Source organism: Nocardioides yefusunii (assembly GCF_004014875.1).
Classification (GTDB): Bacteria; Actinomycetota; Actinomycetes; order Propionibacteriales; family Nocardioidaceae; genus Nocardioides; species Nocardioides yefusunii.
Window position 1 is genome coordinate 932,939 of sequence record NZ_CP034929.1, and the last position, 20,913, is coordinate 953,851.

At 69.7% G+C, this 20,913-nt stretch carries 11 protein-coding genes; 8 read left to right on the forward strand and 3 right to left on the reverse strand.

The window, feature by feature from the left end:
• Positions 1-41: 41 nt before the first annotated feature.
• Both EOV43_RS15325 and EOV43_RS04215 read right to left on the reverse strand, forming a co-directional pair.
• Positions 42-9,062: a hypothetical protein gene (locus EOV43_RS15325; RefSeq protein WP_164878716.1), complete on the reverse strand. Its 9,021-nt coding sequence runs from the start codon at positions 9,060-9,062 to the stop codon at positions 42-44.
• Complete coding sequence (locus EOV43_RS04215; RefSeq protein ID WP_164878717.1) at positions 9,059-10,240, reverse strand: RCC1 domain-containing protein; 1,182 nt, start codon at positions 10,238-10,240, stop codon at positions 9,059-9,061. Before EOV43_RS04215 ends, EOV43_RS15325 begins: the two co-directional genes overlap by 4 nt.
• Positions 10,241-10,811: 571 nt before the next feature.
• Between EOV43_RS04215 and EOV43_RS04220 the strand changes: the two genes are divergently transcribed.
• The 5 genes from EOV43_RS04220 (at position 10,812) to EOV43_RS04240 (ending at position 16,018) form a co-directional block, all read left to right on the forward strand.
• Complete coding sequence (locus EOV43_RS04220) at positions 10,812-12,272, forward strand: hemolysin family protein (RefSeq protein WP_128219824.1); 1,461 nt, start codon at positions 10,812-10,814, stop codon at positions 12,270-12,272.
• Positions 12,272-13,285 (forward strand): hemolysin family protein, encoded by a 1,014-nt coding sequence (locus tag EOV43_RS04225; protein ID WP_128219825.1) that lies wholly within the window; start codon positions 12,272-12,274, stop codon positions 13,283-13,285. The genes EOV43_RS04220 and EOV43_RS04225 overlap by 1 nt, the downstream gene beginning before the upstream one ends.
• Before the next feature lie 107 nt (positions 13,286-13,392).
• A complete protein-coding gene (locus tag EOV43_RS04230) occupies positions 13,393-14,124 on the forward strand; it encodes a hypothetical protein (RefSeq protein WP_128219826.1) in 732 nt (243 codons plus the stop codon).
• Positions 14,125-14,202: 78 nt separating this feature from the next.
• Positions 14,203-14,787 carry a copper chaperone PCu(A)C gene (locus EOV43_RS04235; RefSeq protein WP_128219827.1) on the forward strand — a complete coding sequence of 195 codons (585 nt, stop codon included), beginning with the start codon at positions 14,203-14,205 and terminating at the stop codon, positions 14,785-14,787.
• A 1-nt stretch (position 14,788) separates the two neighbouring features.
• Positions 14,789-16,018 (forward strand): Dyp-type peroxidase, encoded by a 1,230-nt coding sequence (locus EOV43_RS04240; RefSeq protein WP_128219828.1) that lies wholly within the window; start codon positions 14,789-14,791, stop codon positions 16,016-16,018.
• An 89-nt stretch (positions 16,019-16,107) separates the two neighbouring features.
• On the opposite strand, the gene EOV43_RS04245 is transcribed toward EOV43_RS04240, so the two are convergent.
• Complete coding sequence (locus EOV43_RS04245; protein WP_128219829.1) at positions 16,108-17,334, reverse strand: LCP family protein; 1,227 nt, start codon at positions 17,332-17,334, stop codon at positions 16,108-16,110.
• A 145-nt stretch (positions 17,335-17,479) separates the two neighbouring features.
• Here EOV43_RS04245 and EOV43_RS04250 point away from each other — a divergent pair, with 145 nt between their 5' ends.
• From EOV43_RS04250 to EOV43_RS04260, 3 genes are all read left to right on the forward strand, one after another.
• Positions 17,480-18,937 (forward strand): LCP family protein, encoded by a 1,458-nt coding sequence (locus tag EOV43_RS04250; protein ID WP_239022226.1) that lies wholly within the window; start codon positions 17,480-17,482, stop codon positions 18,935-18,937.
• Positions 18,938-19,012: 75 nt separating this feature from the next.
• Positions 19,013-19,945, forward strand: coding sequence for a glycosyltransferase family 2 protein (locus EOV43_RS04255; RefSeq protein ID WP_128219831.1), 933 nt, complete (start codon positions 19,013-19,015; stop codon positions 19,943-19,945).
• The gene (locus EOV43_RS04260) at positions 19,942-20,895 is read left to right on the forward strand and encodes a glycosyltransferase family 2 protein (protein WP_128219832.1); all 954 of its coding nucleotides are present in this window, start codon (positions 19,942-19,944) and stop codon (positions 20,893-20,895) included. Before EOV43_RS04255 ends, EOV43_RS04260 begins: the two co-directional genes overlap by 4 nt.
• The last annotated feature ends 18 nt before the right edge of the window (positions 20,896-20,913 follow it).

Here is a 20,913-nt window from a genome sequence, read left to right on the forward strand (position 1 = left end):
TCAGAGGTGAACGGGAGGAACGAGAACGGGAACGGTCCATGTCAGGCCCAGCTCAGGGATGCCGGCGGGGTGTAGCAGATGCCCTCGCCGAACGCGGTCGCGCAGAACCTGGTCGGGTTGTACGAGATCGAGGCACCCATGTGGATGGAGCCGCAGCCGGCAACGCAGACCTTGAGGTAGGCGTTGGCGACGCCGGCCACAGCGATACCGCTGCCGACGTTCCAGTTCTGGCCACCCGCGGAGAAGGAGCGCGGCTGGCTGGAGATCGAGAGCATCACGGTGCCGTTGAGCGCCCCCTCGGCGCCGCCGCAGATCCTGCCCCATGCCCAGCATTCGATGCCGCCGATGGAACGGTGGGGGAGCGACGCCGTGCCGTACACGTGGAACCCGGAGGCGTCGGTGATCTGGACACCCAGGTTGATCGTGCCGTTGAACGCCGAGGCGTTCGCCTTGAAGCCTGCGGCCTGGTTGGGCACGCCTGTCGTGCAGACCGAGGCCGCGACGTCAGCCAGGTTCGGTGCACCCGCACCGACGGGAACGTTGAGCGAGCCCCTGCCGGACAGGCAGGTCGCGCCGGTCGTCGTGAACGTTCCCGAGACACGGGCGTTGACGAACTGGCCGATGTTGGCGTTGACGTCGGCGCTGGCCACGATCACGCCGGCACCCTGGGTGCTCCGGTTGGTGACGAGCACCGCTGCGTCGACACCGGTACCGAGCAGGGTCATCCGGCCGCGGCCCTGGACGGTGAACGAGAAACCGTTCGACCATGCGAGGTCAGCGTTCACGTCGGCCTGGACGATCCCGGCGTCGAGCGTGCCGGCAGCGGTGAAGCCGGACGGCTTCAGGCTGAAGCTGGCGCTCGCGACGCGGTAGCCGTTGACCCATCCGTTGCCGCTCCGGGTACCGCCCAGGATCAGGTCGGACTTGCCCGCCATCGCCCAGTCGTAGGTGTTGCCGGTCTTGGCGAAGTTGCCGTCGAGCTTCAGGTCGGCGTGGATCGGGGACGAGGCGGACTGCAGCAGACCCACCGCCAGCGTTCCCTTGGCCCACACGTCGCTGGCTGCGCCGATGCGACCCACGTCCACCTGGAGGTCGCCCTCCACGAAGCCGGCGAGCTTCACCGCGGCCGCACCCTGGAGACGGAAGTCTCCGTTCTGCACCGGGTGCGAACGTCCGGTGACCGGCGAAGTGATGGTCGCGCCACCGAACGTGTTGGTGGGGGAGAAGTACAGACGCGAGTTGTGGATCGTCGCCGTTGCCTGGTCGGTCAGCTGGACCTGCGCGGTGTTGATCGCGACGCCAGTGGCGTCGACACTGCCGTCGAGCTCGACGGAGAGCCCCGTCACGGCCACCTTGGCGCTGATCGCGATCATGACGGGAGTCGTGGTTCCGGGGTGGACACCGACCTGCAGGCAGGGACCGGTGGCCGGGAACGTGATCTTGTCAGGGCCGCTGGTGAGGCTCACCGGCAGCGACTTCAGGGCGGTCGGCGAACAGCCGTTGCCGGTGACCTCCAGGCCTCCGAGCGAGAACGGGTCGGAGGCGGCGACGGCGTCCAGGGACTGCAGCGAACCGCTGGAGTAGACGACCGATCCGCCGAGGACGAAACGCTTGTCCAGGACCTTGATCTGGCCCGAACCGTCGAGGGAGAAACCGTTGCGCGCGGCGTCGGTTCCCTTGGCGAGCTTGACCGAGGCGTTGAGCGCGAGGTTCTCGATCGTGGCGACGGTGCCGAGCGGGATGTTGCGACCCGCTGCGGAGAACGCCAGGTTGAACGAACCCGACGCGAGGGCTTCGACGTCGACCTTCGCCGTGACGCGGGTGGCGGAGGTCGAGGCGTTGCTGCCCGGGGTGGCGTTGATCGTGAAGCCACCGGTGAAGGTGAACTTCAGTTCCTTCGGGGCGACACTCAGGTGGACCGTCGTCTCGTCCAGGGCCACCGGTCCGACGCTGAAGGCGCCGACGTTGGCGTCCGCCTCGAAGGACGGGGTGGCCATGTCGAGGGCGGCGTTGAAGTGCACGCCCACACCCAGCACCTGGGTGTCGAAGGAGACCGTGAAGCCGGCCGGGAAGACGACCTCACCGATCTTCCCGCCGAACGGCGCGATCGTCAGCTGGGCTGCATCGATCTGCAGCGCATCAGGAAGACCCGGGACGGGCTTCATGAACGTGCGGCCGTCCTGCTCACCCAGCGTCAGCGAGACGATGGGGGAGTCGACGGAGATGTTGAGCGCGAAGGAGACCTTCTCGTCCGCCACGACGCCGAGGGCGTTCTTCCACTGCGTGGGCAGCTTCGTGGCGGTCGCCGCGATGCCGACCGACGGAGTCGGGATCGCGGAGAACACGACGCCCACCTGGATGGCGGCCCGGGAGAGGGTCAGACCCTCGATGCCCAGGGCGTTCGTCCAGTTGTCGCCGTCGACGGTCAGCGCAGCGGTGACGCTGGGGACCCCGGCGAGCCTGATCGACAGGCCGGCCGTGGCGTCGAGGCGCGCGAGGTTCTTGCCCCCCACCTCGTCGGGGCGAGGCATGAAGAGCGAGGAAGCACCCAGGATCGAGAGTGATCCGTCGGTGGCCAGACGCAGGGACGCAGTGTTGAGCTGCAGGCGCGTGCCGTCGGACTTCTCGAAGATCTTCACGCCGTTCTTGCCGGCCGAGAGGGCCAGCTCGACGGTGCGGGTGGTGCCGCTCAGCGAGACCGTCGCGACCACGTTGGTGGCGGCGGGGAAGTCCAGCTTCTTCGACAGGAACTCGCAGGCGTCCTGGCCGAGCGAGAACTGGCCGATCGCGGTGAAACCGGCCGGCACCTTCATGCCGTTCACGGTCGGGTTGCTGGTGCGGTCGGCGCAGCTGGCCGCGTCCTTGGCGACGCCGCCGAGACCGGCGTTGAGGACGGAGGAGCCCAGGTCTGCGATCGGCTTGCTGGTGTAGATCACGCGTCCGGTGCCACTGAGGGCGCCGGTGATGTCGCCGAGGTTGACGGTGACGCTGGCGGCGAGGTCAGTGCCCTCGGCGTCTGCGTCGACGGCCACGACCGCGGCACCGCGGACACCGACGACGGAGCCGGACGCAGCCAGCGAGATCGAGGTGGTCTTCGGCTTGGCGGTGTGCTGGGCGGCGAGTTGGACCGAGGTCAGGGTGAGGCCCTGGACCGGGGTCAGGGACGGAGCGCTGGCGGTGGTGACCGCACGCCACGACGTGCCGGGCACGACGCAGAACTCGGCGCCGATGTCGACCGCTGTGCTGCCGGTCTTGACGTTGGCGACACCGTCGACGGCGAAGTAGACGTCGTCGACGACGGTGTCCTCGTCGAGGCCACAGACGACCGGGGCAGCGGCGCGCAGGCCCATCTGGACGCCCAGACGCTCGACGCTCATGGCGCCGACCTTCCAGCGACCCTCGTAGGCCAGAGCGAGGGACATCGAGAGGGTGGCCTCGACCTCGTCCTCCTCGCAGTCGTCCTTCGTGCCGTCCTTGGCGTCAGCGTCCTTCTTCTCGTCGTCCTCCTTGGGGGAGGGCGCGCAGTCCTTCTTCTCGTCGTCCTTCGCGTCGTCGTCCTTCGCGTCGACGTCCTTGGCGGGGGCAGCAGCCGGCGCAGCGTCCGCGTCCTCCTCCGCGTCCTCCTCGGTGGAGCTGGCGATGGTTCCGGTGACGGAGGCTCCGGTCTTCGCCTCGGCGTCGTACTTCGTGAACTTCAGGCCGGGAGCGGCCTCCCAGTCCTCGGCGAGTCCACCGGTGACGGTCGCGGACCAGTTGTGCTTGTCCTCGAAGCTGCCCTCGATGCTGATCGCGGCCTTGGACGCCACGACACCGGAGAGCTCGAAGCCGAGCTCCTTCGGGGTCCACTCCAGGGAGGCGCCGTCGATGACGACGGCGTCGGTGCCGAGCTCGACCTCACCGTCGCTCAGCTCCAGAGAGACCGAGCCGGTGGTCCTGCCGGTCGTGTGGCGCAGCAGGCCCGTGCCGCCGAACGCGGCGTCGAAGGCCTCGAAGTCCTCGGCGGAGACGTGGACGAAGAGCTCGCCGGGAACCAGGTCCCCGCTCAGGTCGTCGTCCTCATCGTTCTTCTCCTCGGAGCCTTCGTCTTCAGCGGTCTCCTCGGCGTCCTTGATCAGTCCGGGGATGTCACCGCAGCCCTCGGAGTCGGGCCAGCAGTAGGCGCCGGTGACGCCTGCCTGGCCAGAGCCCTCGACCTGGGACACCGAGGCCTGCATCAGCAGGGCGTCCTCGCGGAGAGTGAGGGTGGTGGTGACCGGGCTCAGGTCGAGACCGGTGTCGGAGAGCAGCGGGAGGTCAGCGGCGCTGAGGGTGCCGGTGACGGCGTAGTCCTCGAAGGAGATCTTGACCTCGGCCAGGGTCACCGAGCCGAGGTTCCAGGCCGACGGGAGTGCGACCGTGCCCTCGTCGAGGGTGATGCCCTCGGTGCTGAGGGAGCCCTTGAGGCCGGTGAGGCCGATGCCTCGGTAGGTCATGCCCGCATCGGTGAAACCGATCACGAGCTCGTCGTTGCAGACGACCTTGTCGGGGAGACCGGACAGCAGTGCGCCGGCCTCGCCGAAGTCGACCACGGCGTCGCCGTAGGTGACGACCACGTGGTTGGTGACGTCGACGCCGGTCTCGACGAAGGAACGAGCCATCGTCAGGACCATGCCCAGCGGGCCGTCGGTGGCGCAGGCGGGGGAGTCGGGTTCGGGTTCGACGTACTCGCCGACGGTGAACTCGACGACCTGGCCGCTGGTCTGTCCGATGGCGTCGGTGACGTCGAGCTGGAAGGCGGCCACGCCGACGGGCAGCTCGGCGGTGGTGGCGCGGACGAGGGAAACGTTGCCCTCGCCCTCGTCGTCGGTGACGGCCTCGATCTCGGTGTCGCCGATGATGGTGGACCACTCGGTCTCGTAGGGGGCCACGCCACCGGAGATCTCCACCGCGAAGGTGGCGGCGTCGCCCTCGACGAACTCGTCGTCCTGACCCGAAGCTCCCTCGAGGGAGAAATCGCCGATGGCGATCGGGTCCGGGGCCCCGACGGTCACCGTGGTGGTGTCGGTCGCGGTGGCGGAGGCAGAGCCCGAACCACGACGGGCGTGGGTGCGCACGGTGATCTCGTCACCGGGCCGCGCGGTGGCAGGCACCGTGAGAACGGCGGTGCGGCCGTCCTCGTCGGGCGTGAGCGTGCCCCGGGCACTGGAGGACTGGGTGCGGGAGACCTGGCTCCAGGTCAGCTGCGTGCTGGCACCTTCGAAGGTGTCATTGACCAGGTCCACGGTCAGGTCGACCGAGGCACCGGGGGAGACGGTCTCGACGGGGCCCGCGACCGAGATGCCCAGGGTGCTGGCGTCCGGGCCGATCGCGAAGTCCGCGCGGGTGCCCGACGACGTGCCGGAGGTGTCGACGGTGCCGTCGCTGGCCTGCACGGAGAGGGCGAGACGCTGGACGTCGCGGGGCCACACGAAGCGGTAGGTCGCCCGTCCGGTCATGCCGGTCTTGGCGTTGGAGAGCTCGGAGAACGGGAGGTTCGCGAGCTCGGCGGGAACCGCGACCTTCGGGGTGACGGTGACGAGGTCGCTGTCGGCGTCGTTGTAGCGCACCGCGAGGGTGAGTTCGGTGCCGGCCTCAGGAGTCTTGAGCGCGTTCAGTTCGCGCGCTCCCTCGGCGTCGAGCAGCGTGATCTGGTTGATCACCGGAGCGCTGGGAGCAGCCGGGTTCACGACCACGTTCACGGTGTCGGTGCCGGTGGCCGGCCCCTGGGAGTCCTTCGCCAGGAGTGAGAAGGTCAGGGCGGTGGGGGAGGAGACGCCGGGCGCCAGGAACGAAGGACGTTCACCGGTGGCGCTCTTCGGCTTCTCGTCGGTCGCCTTCCCGTCGGTGTCGAGCCAGGTGACGGCCGGGCCGGCGACCTGGGTCCAGGTGTAGGTGAAGGGGCGTCCGATCGAGACCGATGCGGAGGCGTCGAGGTTCACCTGGGTCGGGTTCGGGAGACCGTCCTCGTCGGGGGTGGAGGCCTCGACCTCTTGGTCCTCACCGGCGGCGGGAGCGATCAGCACGGACTCGGCGCTCAGGACGCTGGAGCTCTGGAGCGCGGAGGCGCCTCGGGCACGCAGCACGTCCCAGGCGGCGATGAACCGCTCGGCGGGGGTGTCGCCGGCCACGTCGAGCAGGCCGATCGGGAACTGGAGCGCACCGGCGACGTTGTCTCCGACGGTGATGCCCACGCTTGCGTCGCCCTGGCTGCCCGAGGGGATCACCTGGTCGAAGTCGCACAGGACGACGCCCTCGTGGCCGCCGGGGAAGGTGTCGCCGTAGGACTCGCAGACCGGCTGCGGCGCGTCGTCGGCGAACCCGGTCATGGTGATCGCGGGCTTGTCGGCGTCGTCGTCGAGGGTGACCTGGCTCGGGACGAGGAACGCGAGCACGCCCGCGTCGACGTCACCGAAGGTCGGGTGTCCCTTGAGTGAGAACGTGGCCTCGGTGTGGAAACCGGGCGTCAGCGGAGCGGACTCGAGCGTCCCCTGCGTCGAGAGCGGGGGGATGGCCTGACCGGCAGGAGTGCTGAGATCGGTGGTGATCGGCGTGCTGTGCGTGGCCGACTGGCCGGTGGCGACGGAGATCGTGTGCAGCGAACCGGCGAAGGCCGAGGCCGGCATCACCGGGGCGGTGGAAACGGGGCTGACCACGAGGGTCGGACCGGTGACGGTGCCACCGGCCTTGACCTCGACGTCGTCGTCGGTGCAGGTGACGGTGGTCGCGTCACGGTCGCAGGACCACCCGCCCGTCTCGACCAGACGGACCTCGGAGGCCATCGGGACGGTCTCGACGAAGGTGAGGGCTCCGGAGAAGGCGACCTGGCCGCTGTTGGTGGCGCCCAGGGTCAGGACGGCGCTCTCGGAGAGGGCTGCGGTCCGGCCCTCCTCGGGAAGGGTGACGTTCGTGGTGGACGCCATGTCCACCAGGGCGCCCTCGGGGGTCCACTCGGCGACGTCCTGCTTCTCGGCGTTCGGCAGGAGGAGCGCGGGGGAGAGGACGGGGAGCTTGACCGAGGCACGGGCGGGGGCGGCCACCGGACCGAAGGCGTCGGTGGACTCCACCTGGACGGCCAGGTCGTAGGGGGCGGTGCCCTCGGCGACGGGGACGGCAGCCAGCGGGAGGAGCAGGTCGGGAGTGGCGGATCCAGCCAGGACTGCTGCGTCGGTGACGCACGTGACGCTCTGCTCGGCATCGCTGAGCGCGGCGGAACAGGTCCACCCCGGCGTCGGGTCCTTGACGTCCTCCTGGGCGTTCCATGCGACAGCACCGGGGCCGGCGACCACGGCGCCTGCGGACTTCTCGTGCGGGAACGCCAGCGGGACGGTCACGGTGACCGGTCCGGTGGTCTCGGCCTTGCCGTCGTTGGCAACACGGACGGTGACCGGCTCCCAGGCGGTCTTGCCGCCCTCGTCCAGGGCCGGGAGTTGCCCGGGGACGCCGACCTCCGCGCTCAGGTGGGCGCGGTGGGGCTCCAGGACCTCGAACCCGATCGGCACCTGGCTCGACAGCGGCATCGGGGTGGTGACACCGTCGACGTCACGGGTGGTGGTGGCGGAGTAGTTGACGTCGAACGTCGTGAGCGCGGCGTCCTTCGGGACGTCCACGTGGAGGCTGAGCAGCGGGTAGGCACGGCCGGCGTTGAGCTTGGCCGGGTTCGAGCAGTTCACCAGCGTGTACTGATCGGGGATGACGGCGGTGGTACAGGTCCATCCGCGGTCCGTCGAGCCGTCGGAGGGCAGGAGGTCCTCGGAGACCGGGAGGGTCTGGAAGGAGTTCGCGGGCAGGGCAACGGTGACGTCGACGGTGCCGAAGCGCTCCTTGCCGGAGTTCACCACGCGGGCGTCGATCGGGACCGTCAGGCCGGGGCGGGGCGTGGCACGGGTGGAGACGCTGACCTCGACCTTGCCGTCCTCGACGATCTCTGCGTTGACCGGCGCGGACTCGGCGCTCTGTTCGGTCGCGGTGCGGGTGCGCACCGTGTAGTAGTACGAGGCGAGCGGGTCGAAGAGGATCGGCTCGGCCACGCTGCCCAGGACGATCTTCGCGGAGTCGGTGACCTCGTACCGCTTCGGTGCCTTGTCAGGTGCCAGGACGAGTGGCTGGCCGGAACCGGAGACGACCGAACCATCCACCGAGACCACAGCGAGCTCGACACCGGTCGCGGCGACGGGGAGGCCGTCGTCGTCGACGTCGGTGTAGCGGGTGACGAGGTAGTCGCGGATCACCGAGGAGTCGGTGGGCTCGTTCACGGGAGCTTCGAAACTGATCGTGATGCCGGAGTCGCCGGCCGCGGCCTTCACGGCGCGCGGAGCCTCGACGACCGGTGCGGTGGATCCGTCACAGTCGTAGGTCGGCTGGGTGCCGTCGAGCACCAGCACCGAAGAACCGGACGTGTCGCTCTCGAGGTGGGTGTACTCGTCCTCCAGGTCGGTCTCGGTCCAGGGGCAGGCCTCCTGGAGGACCAGGCCGGAGAAGCTGCCCTTGTTGATGAGGTGGGTGTAGGTGGTGAGCGCCGACTTGGTCAGCGTCAGGGTGCCCTCGCCCTCCACGCTGCGGATGACGGTGCGACCGGTCACGGCGTCCGAGGGCGCGAGCAGCTGGGTCGAGACACGGACCTGGGCCGGGGTTTCTCCCTCGTCCTCGCCGTTGCCGGTGAGCTCGACCTCCTCGACGACGATGCTGCCGCCCGAAAGAGTGACGTCGCCGACGGTGACCAGGCGGTCGATCTGTGGCGGCGCGGCGGCGTCGACGCGGACCCGTGCGGTGGGCCCGGAGAGTCGGCTGGCGTCGATGCGCACCGCGTCCTGGGACGCGGAGCCGGCACCGGGCGCGATGGTGGGAACCACGATCTCGGCGTCGGGGGACGAGAGGTCCCCGACGTTCCAGTTCTTCGGGTTCGACCACGTGTTGTCGCCGGACTGGTTGGTCCAGGCGTACCACTGGACGACGTCGTCGGCCTGGGCCGGTGCGGCCGAGATGGTCAGCGCACTCGAGACCAGGGCCACCAATGCTGTGGCGAGGGTCGTGGAACGGCGCATCATGCGCGCTCTCCTTGGGGACGACGGGAACGCAGCCACCAGACGGCGCCTGCGCAGGGAAGAAGAAGGAGGGTCAGCCACCAGGGGCTGAGGCCGCCGTCGTGCTGGTCGTCGGACATGGCAGAACCGCCTCCGAAGGAGACGGTCGTGGTGTCGACGGCGCTGGACGGGACAGCCGGGATCTCGAGCGTCGGGGTGCGGTCGTCCACGTCGCCGTGGCCGAGCTTGCCCCAGGCACCGTCGCCCCAGCAGAGGAGCGCGGAGGAGGTGGTCACGGCACAGGCCGACGTCGAGGTGACGCTGAGGGAGACCGCCTGCACCCCGGTGTCGGAGGCGTCCTCGCCCGAGGCCCAGCACCAGACGTCGCCCGCGCCGATCACGGCGCAGGACTGCTCGTCCGCGACGGAGACGGCGGCGGCCGCGTGGGGGAGGGGCTGGGAGACGGCGTCGGAGCCGCGGGTCCAGCACTCGACCTCGCCGCCGTCGAGGACGGCGCACGCGGAGGAGTCACTGACGGACACGCTCGCGGCGGTGTCGCCGAGGGTGACCCGCTGCGGGGCACGCCCCGGCAGCCAGCACTCGACGGTTCCGTTCTCGAGCACGGCGCAGGACTGCTGCGCCGAGGCGTCGAGCGTGGTGGCCGGGCCGGAGAGAGCCACCGGCCGGGGCCCGGAGGTGCGTCCCCAGCACTCGACGTCGCCGCCGGCGAGGACGGCACAGGTGGCGTCTCCTCCTGCGGCGAGTGCGGTCGCCCGGCCACTGAGTGCGACCCCCGGTGCCTGGGTGACGGAGTGCGCGGAGGAGTCCCCGACGTGGTGTGTGCCGCGTCGTCCGAGGCGGGAGTCGTTGCCCTTGCCCCAGCAGTGGACGCCACCCTTCGACGTCAGGGCGCAGGAGTGGAGGTCGCCGACGGCGACGGCGGTGACCTTGCCGGGCAGGGCCACGGGCGCGGTCGCGTCGAGCGCGGGGCCGATGCCGTCGCCGATGCTCTGGTCGGAGTCCTGGCCGAGTTGGCCGACGTGGCCGCGACCCCAGCAGGTCACCTCGTCGGGGGAGAGGACGCCGCACGTGTGCTCGGGTCCGGTGGCGACCAGTCCGGGGAAGACCTGGGCGTCAGCGTCCTGGTCGCTCGCAGGTGCGGCGTGGGCCGGGGACGCGCCCAGGACCAGGGCGAGCAGCACGACCAGGAGGGGGAGTACGTGTCGGGGGGCGGTGTCGCCCGAAGGCATGACCGACTGCGGAACGGGGAGGAGGGAGAACAAAGCGGTGTCCCTTGTCGTGGGTCACGCTTGGCGCTCCCCGGGGGGCTCGTGGTGCTCGTGTGCGGCATCAGTTGGCGGAATGCGGCACAGCCACGACTGCCGGCGAAGTCTATAACTTGAGGACTAAATTATCCATTCAGTCCGATTTATTACAGGAGTCATCGGAGGCGCTTTCTTCTGTCCCATTCTTGACCGTTCTCGGCGGTTTCCGGCCATTCGCATCGACACCGTCAGTGGCGTCGGCGGGTGGGTGACGCGCTGTGTCTGGGGCCGGGCGGAACGAGTTTCGCGGGTCGAGTTGAAGGACTTGACTGCACCGGAGACAATTCTCGATACGGGAACCGACGTGTCCCGAGACGTTGTCACGCCGAGACGTCCCCCCAGTCCAGAGAAGAGAGATGGATCAACATCAAAGACCCGGGTACAGGCCCGGGCCAAGCGCAGCCCCTGACGAGTCGAGTGCGGTCCGCCCGCTGACGGAGGCACGCGCATGATGTCGCTGCTGTCCCTCGTCGCAGGCCTCGTGGTGATCGTCGTGATCACCGCAGCCACCGCGTACTTCGTGGCGCAGGAGTTCGCCTACATGGCGGTCGACCGCTCCACGCTGGGTGCCGCTGCGAGCGAGGGCGACTCGGTCGCCGAACGCACGCTGGCGGTCACCCGTCGCACTTCTTTCATGCTGTCCGGTGCCCAACTGGGCATCACCGTGACCGGCCTCCTGGTCGGTTACGTCGCAGAACCGCTCGTCGGTCAGGCACTCGGTGACCTCCTCGGAGGCGTCGGCGTGCCGAAGGCCGTCGGCATCGCGGTGGGAACGGTGTTCGCACTCGTCCTCTCCACCGTGGTGCAGATGATCCTCGGCGAGCTGTTCCCCAAGAACCTCGCGATCGCCCGGCCCGAGCCCGTGGCCCGGTGGCTGTCGCGCTCCACGCTGGTCTACCTCAAGGTGATGGGTCCGGTGATCTGGTTCTTCGACCAGGCCTCCAACCTGCTCCTCAAGGCGATCAGGATCGAGCCGGTCCACGACGTCGAGCACGCGGCCAACGCCGCGGACCTCGAGCACATCGTGGCCCACTCCCGCGACACCGGCGACCTGCCCCCGGGCCTGTCGCTGCTGCTCGACCGCATCCTCGACTTCCCCGAGGAGAGCGTCGAGCACGCCATGGTGCCGCGTGTGCGGGTCGACACCGTCGACCCCGAGACCACCCTCGCCGAGCTCCGCGTCGAGATGTCGGGCGGGCACTCGCGCTACCCGATCCTCGACGACGAGGACCACATCGTCGGGATCGTCGACCTCGTCGACGTCCTCGCGGCGCGCGACGAGACGCTGACCGCAGCCGACCTGGCACACCCAGCACTGCTCGTCCCCACGCTGATGCGTCTGCCCGAGGCGGTGGGCGAGTTCGCCCGCGCCAAGCAGCAGATGGCCTGCGTGATCGATGAGTACGGCGGCTTCGACGGCGTCATCACCATCGAGGACCTCGCCGAGGAGCTCATCGGTGAGATCACCGACGAGCACGACGACGACACCGTCCAGCCCTACGTCAAGGCGTCCGAGGACGGCTGGCTCATCTCCGGCGTCACCCCGGTCGACGAGGTGGAGCGAGCCATCGACCGCGACCTGCCCGAGGGCGACTACGAGACGGTGGCCGGTCTGGTCATCGACCTCCACGGTCGTTTCCCCGACATCGGCACCGTTGTCCGTGTCGACCTGGGCGAGGACCTCGGTCTGATGCCCGGTGAGCCGGACTGGCGCGAGGCCGAGATCGAGGTCATCGAGCTGGACCGTCACATCCCCGGCATGGTCAGGCTCCGTCTGGTCTCCGCCGAGGAGTCCGCTGCCCACGTCGAGCCCGAAGGCCCCGACGAGGAGCCCGAGGCGCACATGACCGGCGGCTCCGACGCATGGCACGCCGAGCACGCGCGCGCCGAGAAGGAAGGGGACGCCTGATGGAGAACCCGTGGGTGGTGCTCGCCGCCACCGTCATCATCATCGTCCTGTCCGCGTTCTTCGTCGCAGCCGAGTTCTCCCTGATCTCGGCCCGACGCCACCGGCTGGAGGACGCCGCGGCCACCAGCGCCTCGGCCCGTGCTGCCCTGCGCAGTTCCTCCGAGCTCACGATCCTGCTGGCTGCCTCGCAGCTCGGCATCACCGTCGCCACCCTGGCGCTCGGTGCGATCACCAAGCCCGCCGTGCACCACTGGCTCACCCCCGTCCTCGAGGGCTGGGGCATGCCGTTGTGGCCGGCCGACGTGGCGGGCTTCGTGCTGGCGCTCTTCATCGTCACCTTCCTGCACCTGGTGATCGGTGAGATGGCGCCGAAGTCGTGGGCGATCGCGCACCCGGAGAAGTCCGCGATCATGCTGGCCCTCCCGATGCGTGCCTTCATGTGGATCTTCCGCCCCGTCCTGAAGGCGCTCAACGGGATCGCCAACTGGCTCCTGGGCAAGGTCGGGGTCGAGGCCGCCGACGACCTCGAGGCAGGTCAGAGCCCCGCTGCGCTGCTGCACCTGGTGGAGCACTCCGCCGAGGTCGGTGCCCTGGAGGAGGAGTACACCGCGCAGCTCACCGGTGCCCTCCAGCTCGAGAAGCTCACCCTCGGCGACGTCGTCCGCCACAGCCGCCTCACGACCGTGCCGCGTGTCGCCACGGTCGGGGACGTCCAGGCCGCGTCGCTCTCCTCGGGCCACCTGCGGATCCTCGTGGGCGACCAGCACTCGGTGGTCGGCATGGTCCACGTGCGGGACACGCTCACCGTGAACCCGGCCGAGGGCCTCAGCCCGTACCTGCGCAAGGTGCAGCACCTGGGCCTGGACACCAAGGTCTACGACGCCCTCGCCCACATGCGTCGCACCAAGAGCCAGCTCGTGCTGGTCGACGACGCCGAGGGCAAGGCGATCGGTGTCATCACCATGGCGGACCTGCTCAAGGGACTGTTCCCGATCGCGCAGACGATGAACTGATCCACTGCACTGCTCAGCACTGCGTACGACGGCGTGATCCCATCGGGGTCACGCCGTCGTCGCGTCCACCGCCGGACGGCTCACCCCTGCGCGACTACGATGACGGCGTGGACCTGAGCGGACGACCCACCTCTGGTGGAGCAGCCCTCACGCCGGGACTGGTGTGGGGTCGTGCTGCCGTGCTTGCGTCCGTCGCGCTCCTGGCCGGGGTGGTCTCGCACGCCCTGGCCGACGGTCGTCTTCCCGGGGCACTCGCGCTCACGCTGCTGTGGGGGAGTTGCCTGCTCGGGTCGGCCCTGCTGCTGATGGTGCGGGCCTCCGCACCCCGGATCGTCGTGATGCTCCTGGCCGGGCAGACCTGGGTGCACGGTGTGCTCTCCGCGACCGCTGGTCACCGTGGCGAGGTGGCGGAACAGTTCCCGCCGCTCGCACCGGCGTCGCTGGGGGCACCGACCGGTGGAGGAAGCCTCCTGGAGCGCTTCCGGGCCAGCACCGACGCCGCCAACACCTACGCACCCGACGACTGGATCCCGCACCAGGTCGACCACCTCACCGCCCAGGGCCCGTTCATGCTCCTGGCCCACGTGGGGGCGGCAGCAGCGATCGGCCTGTTCCTCGCTGTGGGGGAGGACGCTCTGTGGCGCCTGCTCGCCCTCGCGGCGGTGCGTGCCGATGCCCGTGCGCGGTACGCCCTGCGTCGGGCCAGTGTCCTCGCCGCCGCATGCGGAACCCGTGCCCGCCGTCCACTCCACACCGAGGGACCGCAGACCTTCGACTCCCAGGTCCTCGCCACCGGCGTCGACCGTGGGCGTGCTCCGCCGTTCGTGCTCGCTGCCTGAGGCCTGCCCTCACGCGCCCGCACTCACACCTGCACGCCCGTTCGCGCGCCTCGTCGCGCCCGCTCCACGGAGACGACCATGAAGACGTTCATCCAGATCGCCCACTCCACCCGTAAGTCCACCGCACGCCGCCTCAGCGCGATTGCGCTCGGACTGACCCTCGCGACCACCGTCGCCGCGTGCGGTGAGGAGGAGAAGGACGACACACCCAACGCCTCTGCCACCCAGACGACGAACCAGTCGAGCGTCGAGGTCAGCGACGCCTGGGTCCGTGCCACCGCCGGCGCGAAGGACACCACCATGAGCGCCGCGTTCATGGTCATCGACAACACCGGCGACACCGACGTCACCCTCACCGGTGCCCGCACCGAGGTGGCGGGCCGGGCCGAGATCCACGAGATGGTGATGGTCGACGGCAAGTCCGTCATGCAGCAGGTCGAGGACGGACTCCAGGTCCGCGCCGGCAGCGCCCAGCTGCTCCAGTCCGGTGGCAACCACGTCATGTTGATGGACATGCAGACCGAACTCGCGCCCGGCGACGAGGTCGCGCTGACGTTGGAGTTCTCCGACGGCTCCACCGTCGCCGTCGACGCCCCGGTGAAGGCGTTCACCGAGGAGGAGGGGCACTACCACGCCCCCGGCACCGCCGAGCACAGCCACTGACGTGAGCACTGAACTGGACAGCAGCGGGGTGCGTCGTCGCGGGTTCCTCGGCTACCTCGGTTCCGCGACGGCGGGTGCCGTCGTCGGCGCCGGAGCGGGCTTCGCGACCGCGCGAGCAGGCGAGGAAGGACGGGTCAGTACGTCGGCGCCGTCCGGCCTCGGCCGCGAGATCAGTCCGTGGGGCGCGCACCAGCCCGGTGTCGCGGCGCACCCGTCGTCGTTCACCGAGCTCGTCGCCCTGGACCTGACCTCCGAGTTGCGCCGCAGCGCCGACGTCGACGCCCTGGCGCGGCTGCTCCGGGTGTGGACCGGAGACGTGGAGGCGTTCACCCGAGGACGAGGTGCTCCCGGCGACACCGCCCCTTGGCTCGTGGCTGCCGACACCGACCTGACGATCACCGTGGGGCTCGGGCCGCGCCTGTTCACCACCGCCTGGGGGATCGAGGCCCCGGCCGGGTTCGGTCGGGTCCCGGCGATGAAGCACGACGAACTCGACGACGCCTGGAGCGGCGGCGACCTCTTCGTTGCGGTCTCCGGACGTGACGGCACCACCGTCGGGCACGTGGTGCGTCGCATGGTCGCCGACGCCACTCCGTGGGCACGTCAGCGGTGGCGTCAGAGCGGTAGTTGGAACGGGTACACGCCGTCGGGTGAGGAGATGACCGGACGCAACGTCTTCGGTCAGGTCGACGGTTCGGCCAACCCACGTCCCGGCACCGACCTGTTCGACACCACCGTCTGGATCCGCGACGGTGTCTGGGCCGGAGGAACCTCCCTGGTGGTGCGCAGGATCCGGATGGACCTGCCGGTCTGGGACACCCTGACCCGCTCCGAGCAGGAGGGGTCGGTGGGACGCGACCTGCCCACCGGGGCACCGCTGACCGGTGGGGAGGAACTCGACGACGTCCGGCTCTCGGCCAAGGACGGCGAGCGCTACGTCATCAACCCGCTCGCGCACGTGCGTCGCTCGCACCCCTCCACCCACGGCGGCCGACGGATCTTCCGCAAGGGCGCCAACTACGAGACGACCGACGGGCGGACGTCCGAGGCAGGGCTGATCTTCAGCTCCTACCAGGCCGACCTGCTCGACCAGTTCGTCCCGATCCAGCAGATGCTCGACGAGGGCGACGAACTCAACGAGTGGACCACCGCGATCGGTTCGGCAGAGTTCGCGGTGTTGCCCGGCTTCGTCGAGGGGGAGTGGCTGGGGCAACGCGTCCTGGGACTCTGACCCCGCGGCGAACCGTTCCGTGCAGAGAGGGCCGTACCCGATGGGTACGGCCCTCTCGTCGTGCGTGCTGCCCGAGCAGTGCAGGTGTCTCAGTCAGGGAACCCCGACGGCGTGCAGAGCTCCTTCGGCATGTCTCCGGTCCTGTCGGCACGGAGGTAGGAGAAGTACTCCTCCGAACGCTTCGCGTCCCAGCGGACGCTGAGGTCGGAGAGCGGAACCCCGCAGCTCATCTCCGCACGGGTCATCGCGATCCCGAACTTGCCGATCGACAGCGCGCTGCTGCCCTCGGAGACGGTGAACGACGACGCCGTCGCGGTGGCCAGGTTGAAGTAGCGGACCGGGTTGACCACAGTCATCGGCGAGAGGGCCTTCTTGCCGAGGGCTGCGACCACCTCACGCTGGGCCTTGGCGCGGTCGACGTCACCGAGCGCCTTGTAGGTCTTGCGGCTGCGGGCGTACCCGAGCGCGGTCGCACCGTCGGCCTCCTGACAGCCGGCCTGGATGTTCAGGTTGGCCTGCTTGTCCTTCATCTTCTTGGCCGGGCAGATCTCGACGCCGCCGACGGCGTCGACCATCTTCACCAGACCACCGAAACCGATCTCGACGTAGTGGTCGACCCGGATGCCGGTGGAACGCTCGACGGTCTCCACCAGCAACGGCGCGCCGCCCCAGGCGAAGGCGGCGTTGATCTTGCTCCGACCGTTGCGCCCGGGCACCTCCACCAAGGAGTCGCGTGGGATCGAGGTCAGCACGTTCGGACCCGAACCGGTGTGCAGCAGCATGATCGTGTCGGTGCGCTGACCGACGTCGTCAGGTCCGGTCCCGAGCTCCTTCTGCTCGGCCTCGGTGAGTCCGGCACGGGAGTCGCTGCCCACCACGAGGTAGGTGGTGCCGCCCTGCTCGGCCGGCCGCCCCTCGTAGACGCTGAAGGCCTCGACCCGGTTGATCTTCGACCATGCGTAGAACGGCACCGCGACCAGGAAGACCAGCCACAGCAGGAGCGCGATCTTCACGATCCGCCAGACCGGGGGACGCGAGCGGCGGGCCTCGCGGGGCTCGACGGGTGCGGTCTGTCGCTGAGGTGCTGGACGCTGAGGTGCTGGACGCTGGGGTGCCCGCGGAGCCTGGGGCGCCCGCGGAGGCTGGGGTGCCCGCGGCGACTGGTGTGCCGGGGGAGCGGGCTGCTGCGAGGGCGGTGGGGTCCGCAGGTACTGGGTGCGTTCGGCGTCGTCGGGAGTCTTCCCGTCGCCGTAGAGCCACCGGTATTCAGGGGTCCCCTCTGCGGGGGACGAGCCGGGGCGGGGTCGTTCTGCCATGGCAAGAACGTACCCTCGCACGGGTCAGGACTCGTGTCCGTCATCCAACACGCCGGGTCTCTGTCCGCGCTCGGCCACGATTGCTGGTGATACTTGCTTCGGCGTCGGCACACCGGCGTCGTACGACGTACCCCGGAGAACCGCATTGTCCGCGCCCACTGAACGCATCGACCTCGACGTCCCTGAACGGGCCGCCCGGGTCCGCTACCGCCGCGCAATGGCGATGGCGTTCATGACACTGCTCGTTCCCGGATCGGCCCAGCTCTTCGCCGGACGCCGTCGTCTGGGCACGGTCGCCCTGCTCACCTGGTTCCTCTGCGTCCTGGCGCTCGTGGCGATCGGGGTCACCGCCCTCGTCTCGCCCTCGACGCTGCTGTGGATGGGGACCCGCGAGTGGCTGATGCTCACCCTGCGGGTCGTGCTGGTGCTGCTGGCCCTGGGCTGGGCCTACCTCTTCGTGGACGCCTGGCGAGGCGGACGCCCGGAGTCGTTGCGCCGCCAGCACCGGTTCGCGGTGGTGCTCACCAACGGTGTCGCCCTCACCTCGGTCATGTCGGTGCTGCTCTTCGCCGCGCACCTGGCCGGCATCCAGCACGCCTTCCTCGACGAGGTCGGCGGCACCGCCGGCAACAAGGCCGCCGTCGAAGGTCGTTTCAACGTCCTCCTCGCGGGCGGCGACGCCGGCGACGGGCGCGTCGGCCTGCGCCCCGACTCATTGACGGTGGCCAGCATCGACGCTGCGACCGGCCGCACCGTGCTGATCGGCCTGCCCCGCAACATGTCCAACTTCCCCTTCGCCGAGGGATCGACGATGGCCGAGCAGTTCCCCGACGGCTGGAACTGCGACGAGTGCATGCTCAACGGCGTCTCCACCTGGGCGTTCGACCACCCCGACCTCTTCGGCGACGTCGACAACGTCGGCATGGAGGCCACCGTCCAGGCCGTGGAAGGCATCACCGACCTCGAGATCGGGTACTGGGCGCTGGTCAACCTCAAGGGATTCTCCAAGCTCGTGGACGCCTTCGGTGGCGTCGAGCTCAACGTCCGTGACCGGATCCCCGTCGGCCTGCCGAACGTCGACCCCTGGTTCCGCTGGATCGAGCCGGGCATCCGCACCCTCGACGGTGAGGACACGCTCTGGTTCGCACGCGCCCGCGAGGGCTCCGACGACTACTCCCGCATGGCGCGCCAGAAGTGCGTCATGGCCGCGATGCTCGCCCAGGTGGACCCGACCAAGGCCGTCCGCAACATCGGCAAGATCGCCGAGGCGTCCTCGGAGATGCTCTCCACCTCGATGCCGTCCTCGAAGTTCAACACCTTCGTCGAGCTCGCCCTCCAGGCGCGCAACGAGAAGGTCTCCACCGTTTCGCTGGTTCCGCCGGCGATCAACACCGGTAACCCCGACATCGGCAAGGCCCAGCGCATGGTCGCCAAGGCGATCGACCGTTCGGAGAACCCGAAGAAGAAGGCCAAGAAGAAGGGAAGCGGAACGTCCGTCTCTCCCTCGCCTGCGGGCCAGCCGACCGTCACCGGCGGTTCCAAGGGTTCGCAGAAGCAGGGGTACGAGGCCAACGAGGCCGACGACCTCGCTGCGTCGTGCTGACCTCGGGCCGGGGACGCGCCGCCCGGGGAGGGGCACGAAGCGGCTCCCTCACCCCCGTGGGCCTAGGCTGAGCACGTGACTTCGTCCCACCCTGTCGGAGCCGCGCGCGTCGTCGCCGCGGTGGTGACGTTCAACCGCATCGCTCTGCTGCGCGAACTCGTCGACCGTCTCCGTGAAGTGCCCGGCCTGGCCGAGATCCTCGTCGTCGACAACGCCTCGACCGACGGCACCGGCGACTGGCTCGCCGCCCAGGCCGGCGTGGGCGGAACGCCGGTCGTGGGCCGCACCCTGGCCGACAACCTCGGTGGTGCCGGCGGATTCGACACGGGTCTGCGCTGGGCCGTCGATCGTGACGCCGACCTGGTCTGGTTGATGGACGACGACGGTCTGCCCGACGTCGACACCCTGTCCCGGCTGCTCGAGTTCGAGGGTCAGCTCGACTTCTGGGGCCCTGCCGTGGTCGACAAGGACGCCCCCGAGCGTCTGGTCTTCCCGATCCGGCTGCCGAACTCGGCCCGGGTGCTGACCAGTACCACCGAGCTCGCCGCCGCTGCACCCGACGGGCTCCTGCGCGACGTCGTGATCCCGTTCAACGGTGTGCTGGTCACCCGCGAACTCGTCGAGCGGATCGGTTCGGTGCGCGCCGAACTCTTCATCTGGGGAGACGACCACGAGTACCGTCTGCGCGCCGAACGCGCCGGTGCCCGGATCGGCACGGTCGTCGACACCGTCGTGCGTCACCCGTCGGTGGGCGAGCTCGGCACCCCCACGCTCGGAGGGACGTACAACCACTCCGACTCCGACCTCAAGCACTACTGCATGGCGCGCAACAACCTGCTCAACCTGGCCGAGTACCGCAGCAAGCTGCACGCGCTCGCCTTCGTCGCCAAGACGGTCTGGTTCTACACGTTCACCAAGCCGTCGCTCGCCCGCCTGCGCCTCAGCTTCTCCGCGTTCGCCGCAGCGGTGCGTGGCGACTTCACCGGCCACCGGAGGTTCCTCGCATGACCGCCCAGCCCACTGAGCGCAGCAACGAGACGGGCACGCACGAGACCGTGGCGGTCGTCGTGGTGACGTACAACCGTTCCGAGCTGCTCACCCGGATGCTCGACGGACTGGCCGCCCAGACGCACCGCCCCGACGCCGTGATCGTGGTCGACAACGCCTCCACCGATGACACCGCCGCCGTGCTCGCGGCCCGTGCCGAGGTCGGCGACCTGCCGCTGCAGGTGATCACCTCTCCCGACAACCTCGGTGGCGCCGGTGGCTTCCACCGCGGCGCGCTGGAGTCCTTCGACGGCGGCTTCGACCGCACCTGGCTGATCGACGACGACGTCGTCCCGGCCCCGGACTGTCTCGCGGTGCTGATGGCGGCCGACGAGGACACGCTGATGGTGGTCCGGGAGGACCTCACAGGTGCGCTGTGCGAGAAGGCTGCGATCCGCTTCGACCTCACCAACCCGCTCGCGATCCGCCCCAAGACCGCCAGCGTCGACAGCGTCCACGCCTCGCGGGCCGAGATGCCCGAGCGCGTGGCGGTCGAGAACGTGGCCTTCGAAGGCTTCATGTACCGCCGCGTCGTCGCCGAGACGATCGGTCTGCCCGACCCGTCGTTCTTCATCTTCTACGACGACGTCGACTACGCCGTGCGGGCCCGAGCCGCCGGCTTCACGATCTGGGCGCTGCGCGACGCCGTCCTGGTGCGCCAGCTCGACTTCAACCAGCAGCACGACCTGGCGGGCTGGAAGGGGTACTACATGTACCGCAACCTGTTCGTCGTCCACCTGCGCCACGGGACCAACCCGTTGGTGCGCCTCAAGCCGTGGCTGATCACCGCTGCCGTCGTCGCCCTGAGCCCCCTGCGTGGTGGCCGGGCGGAGGCGGGCAACGTGATCCGAGCCATGAGGGACGCTCGCGGCATGCGCGCCGTCCCGGCCGAGTCCCGACCCCGCCGGTAGACTCGACGCCGCTTCATG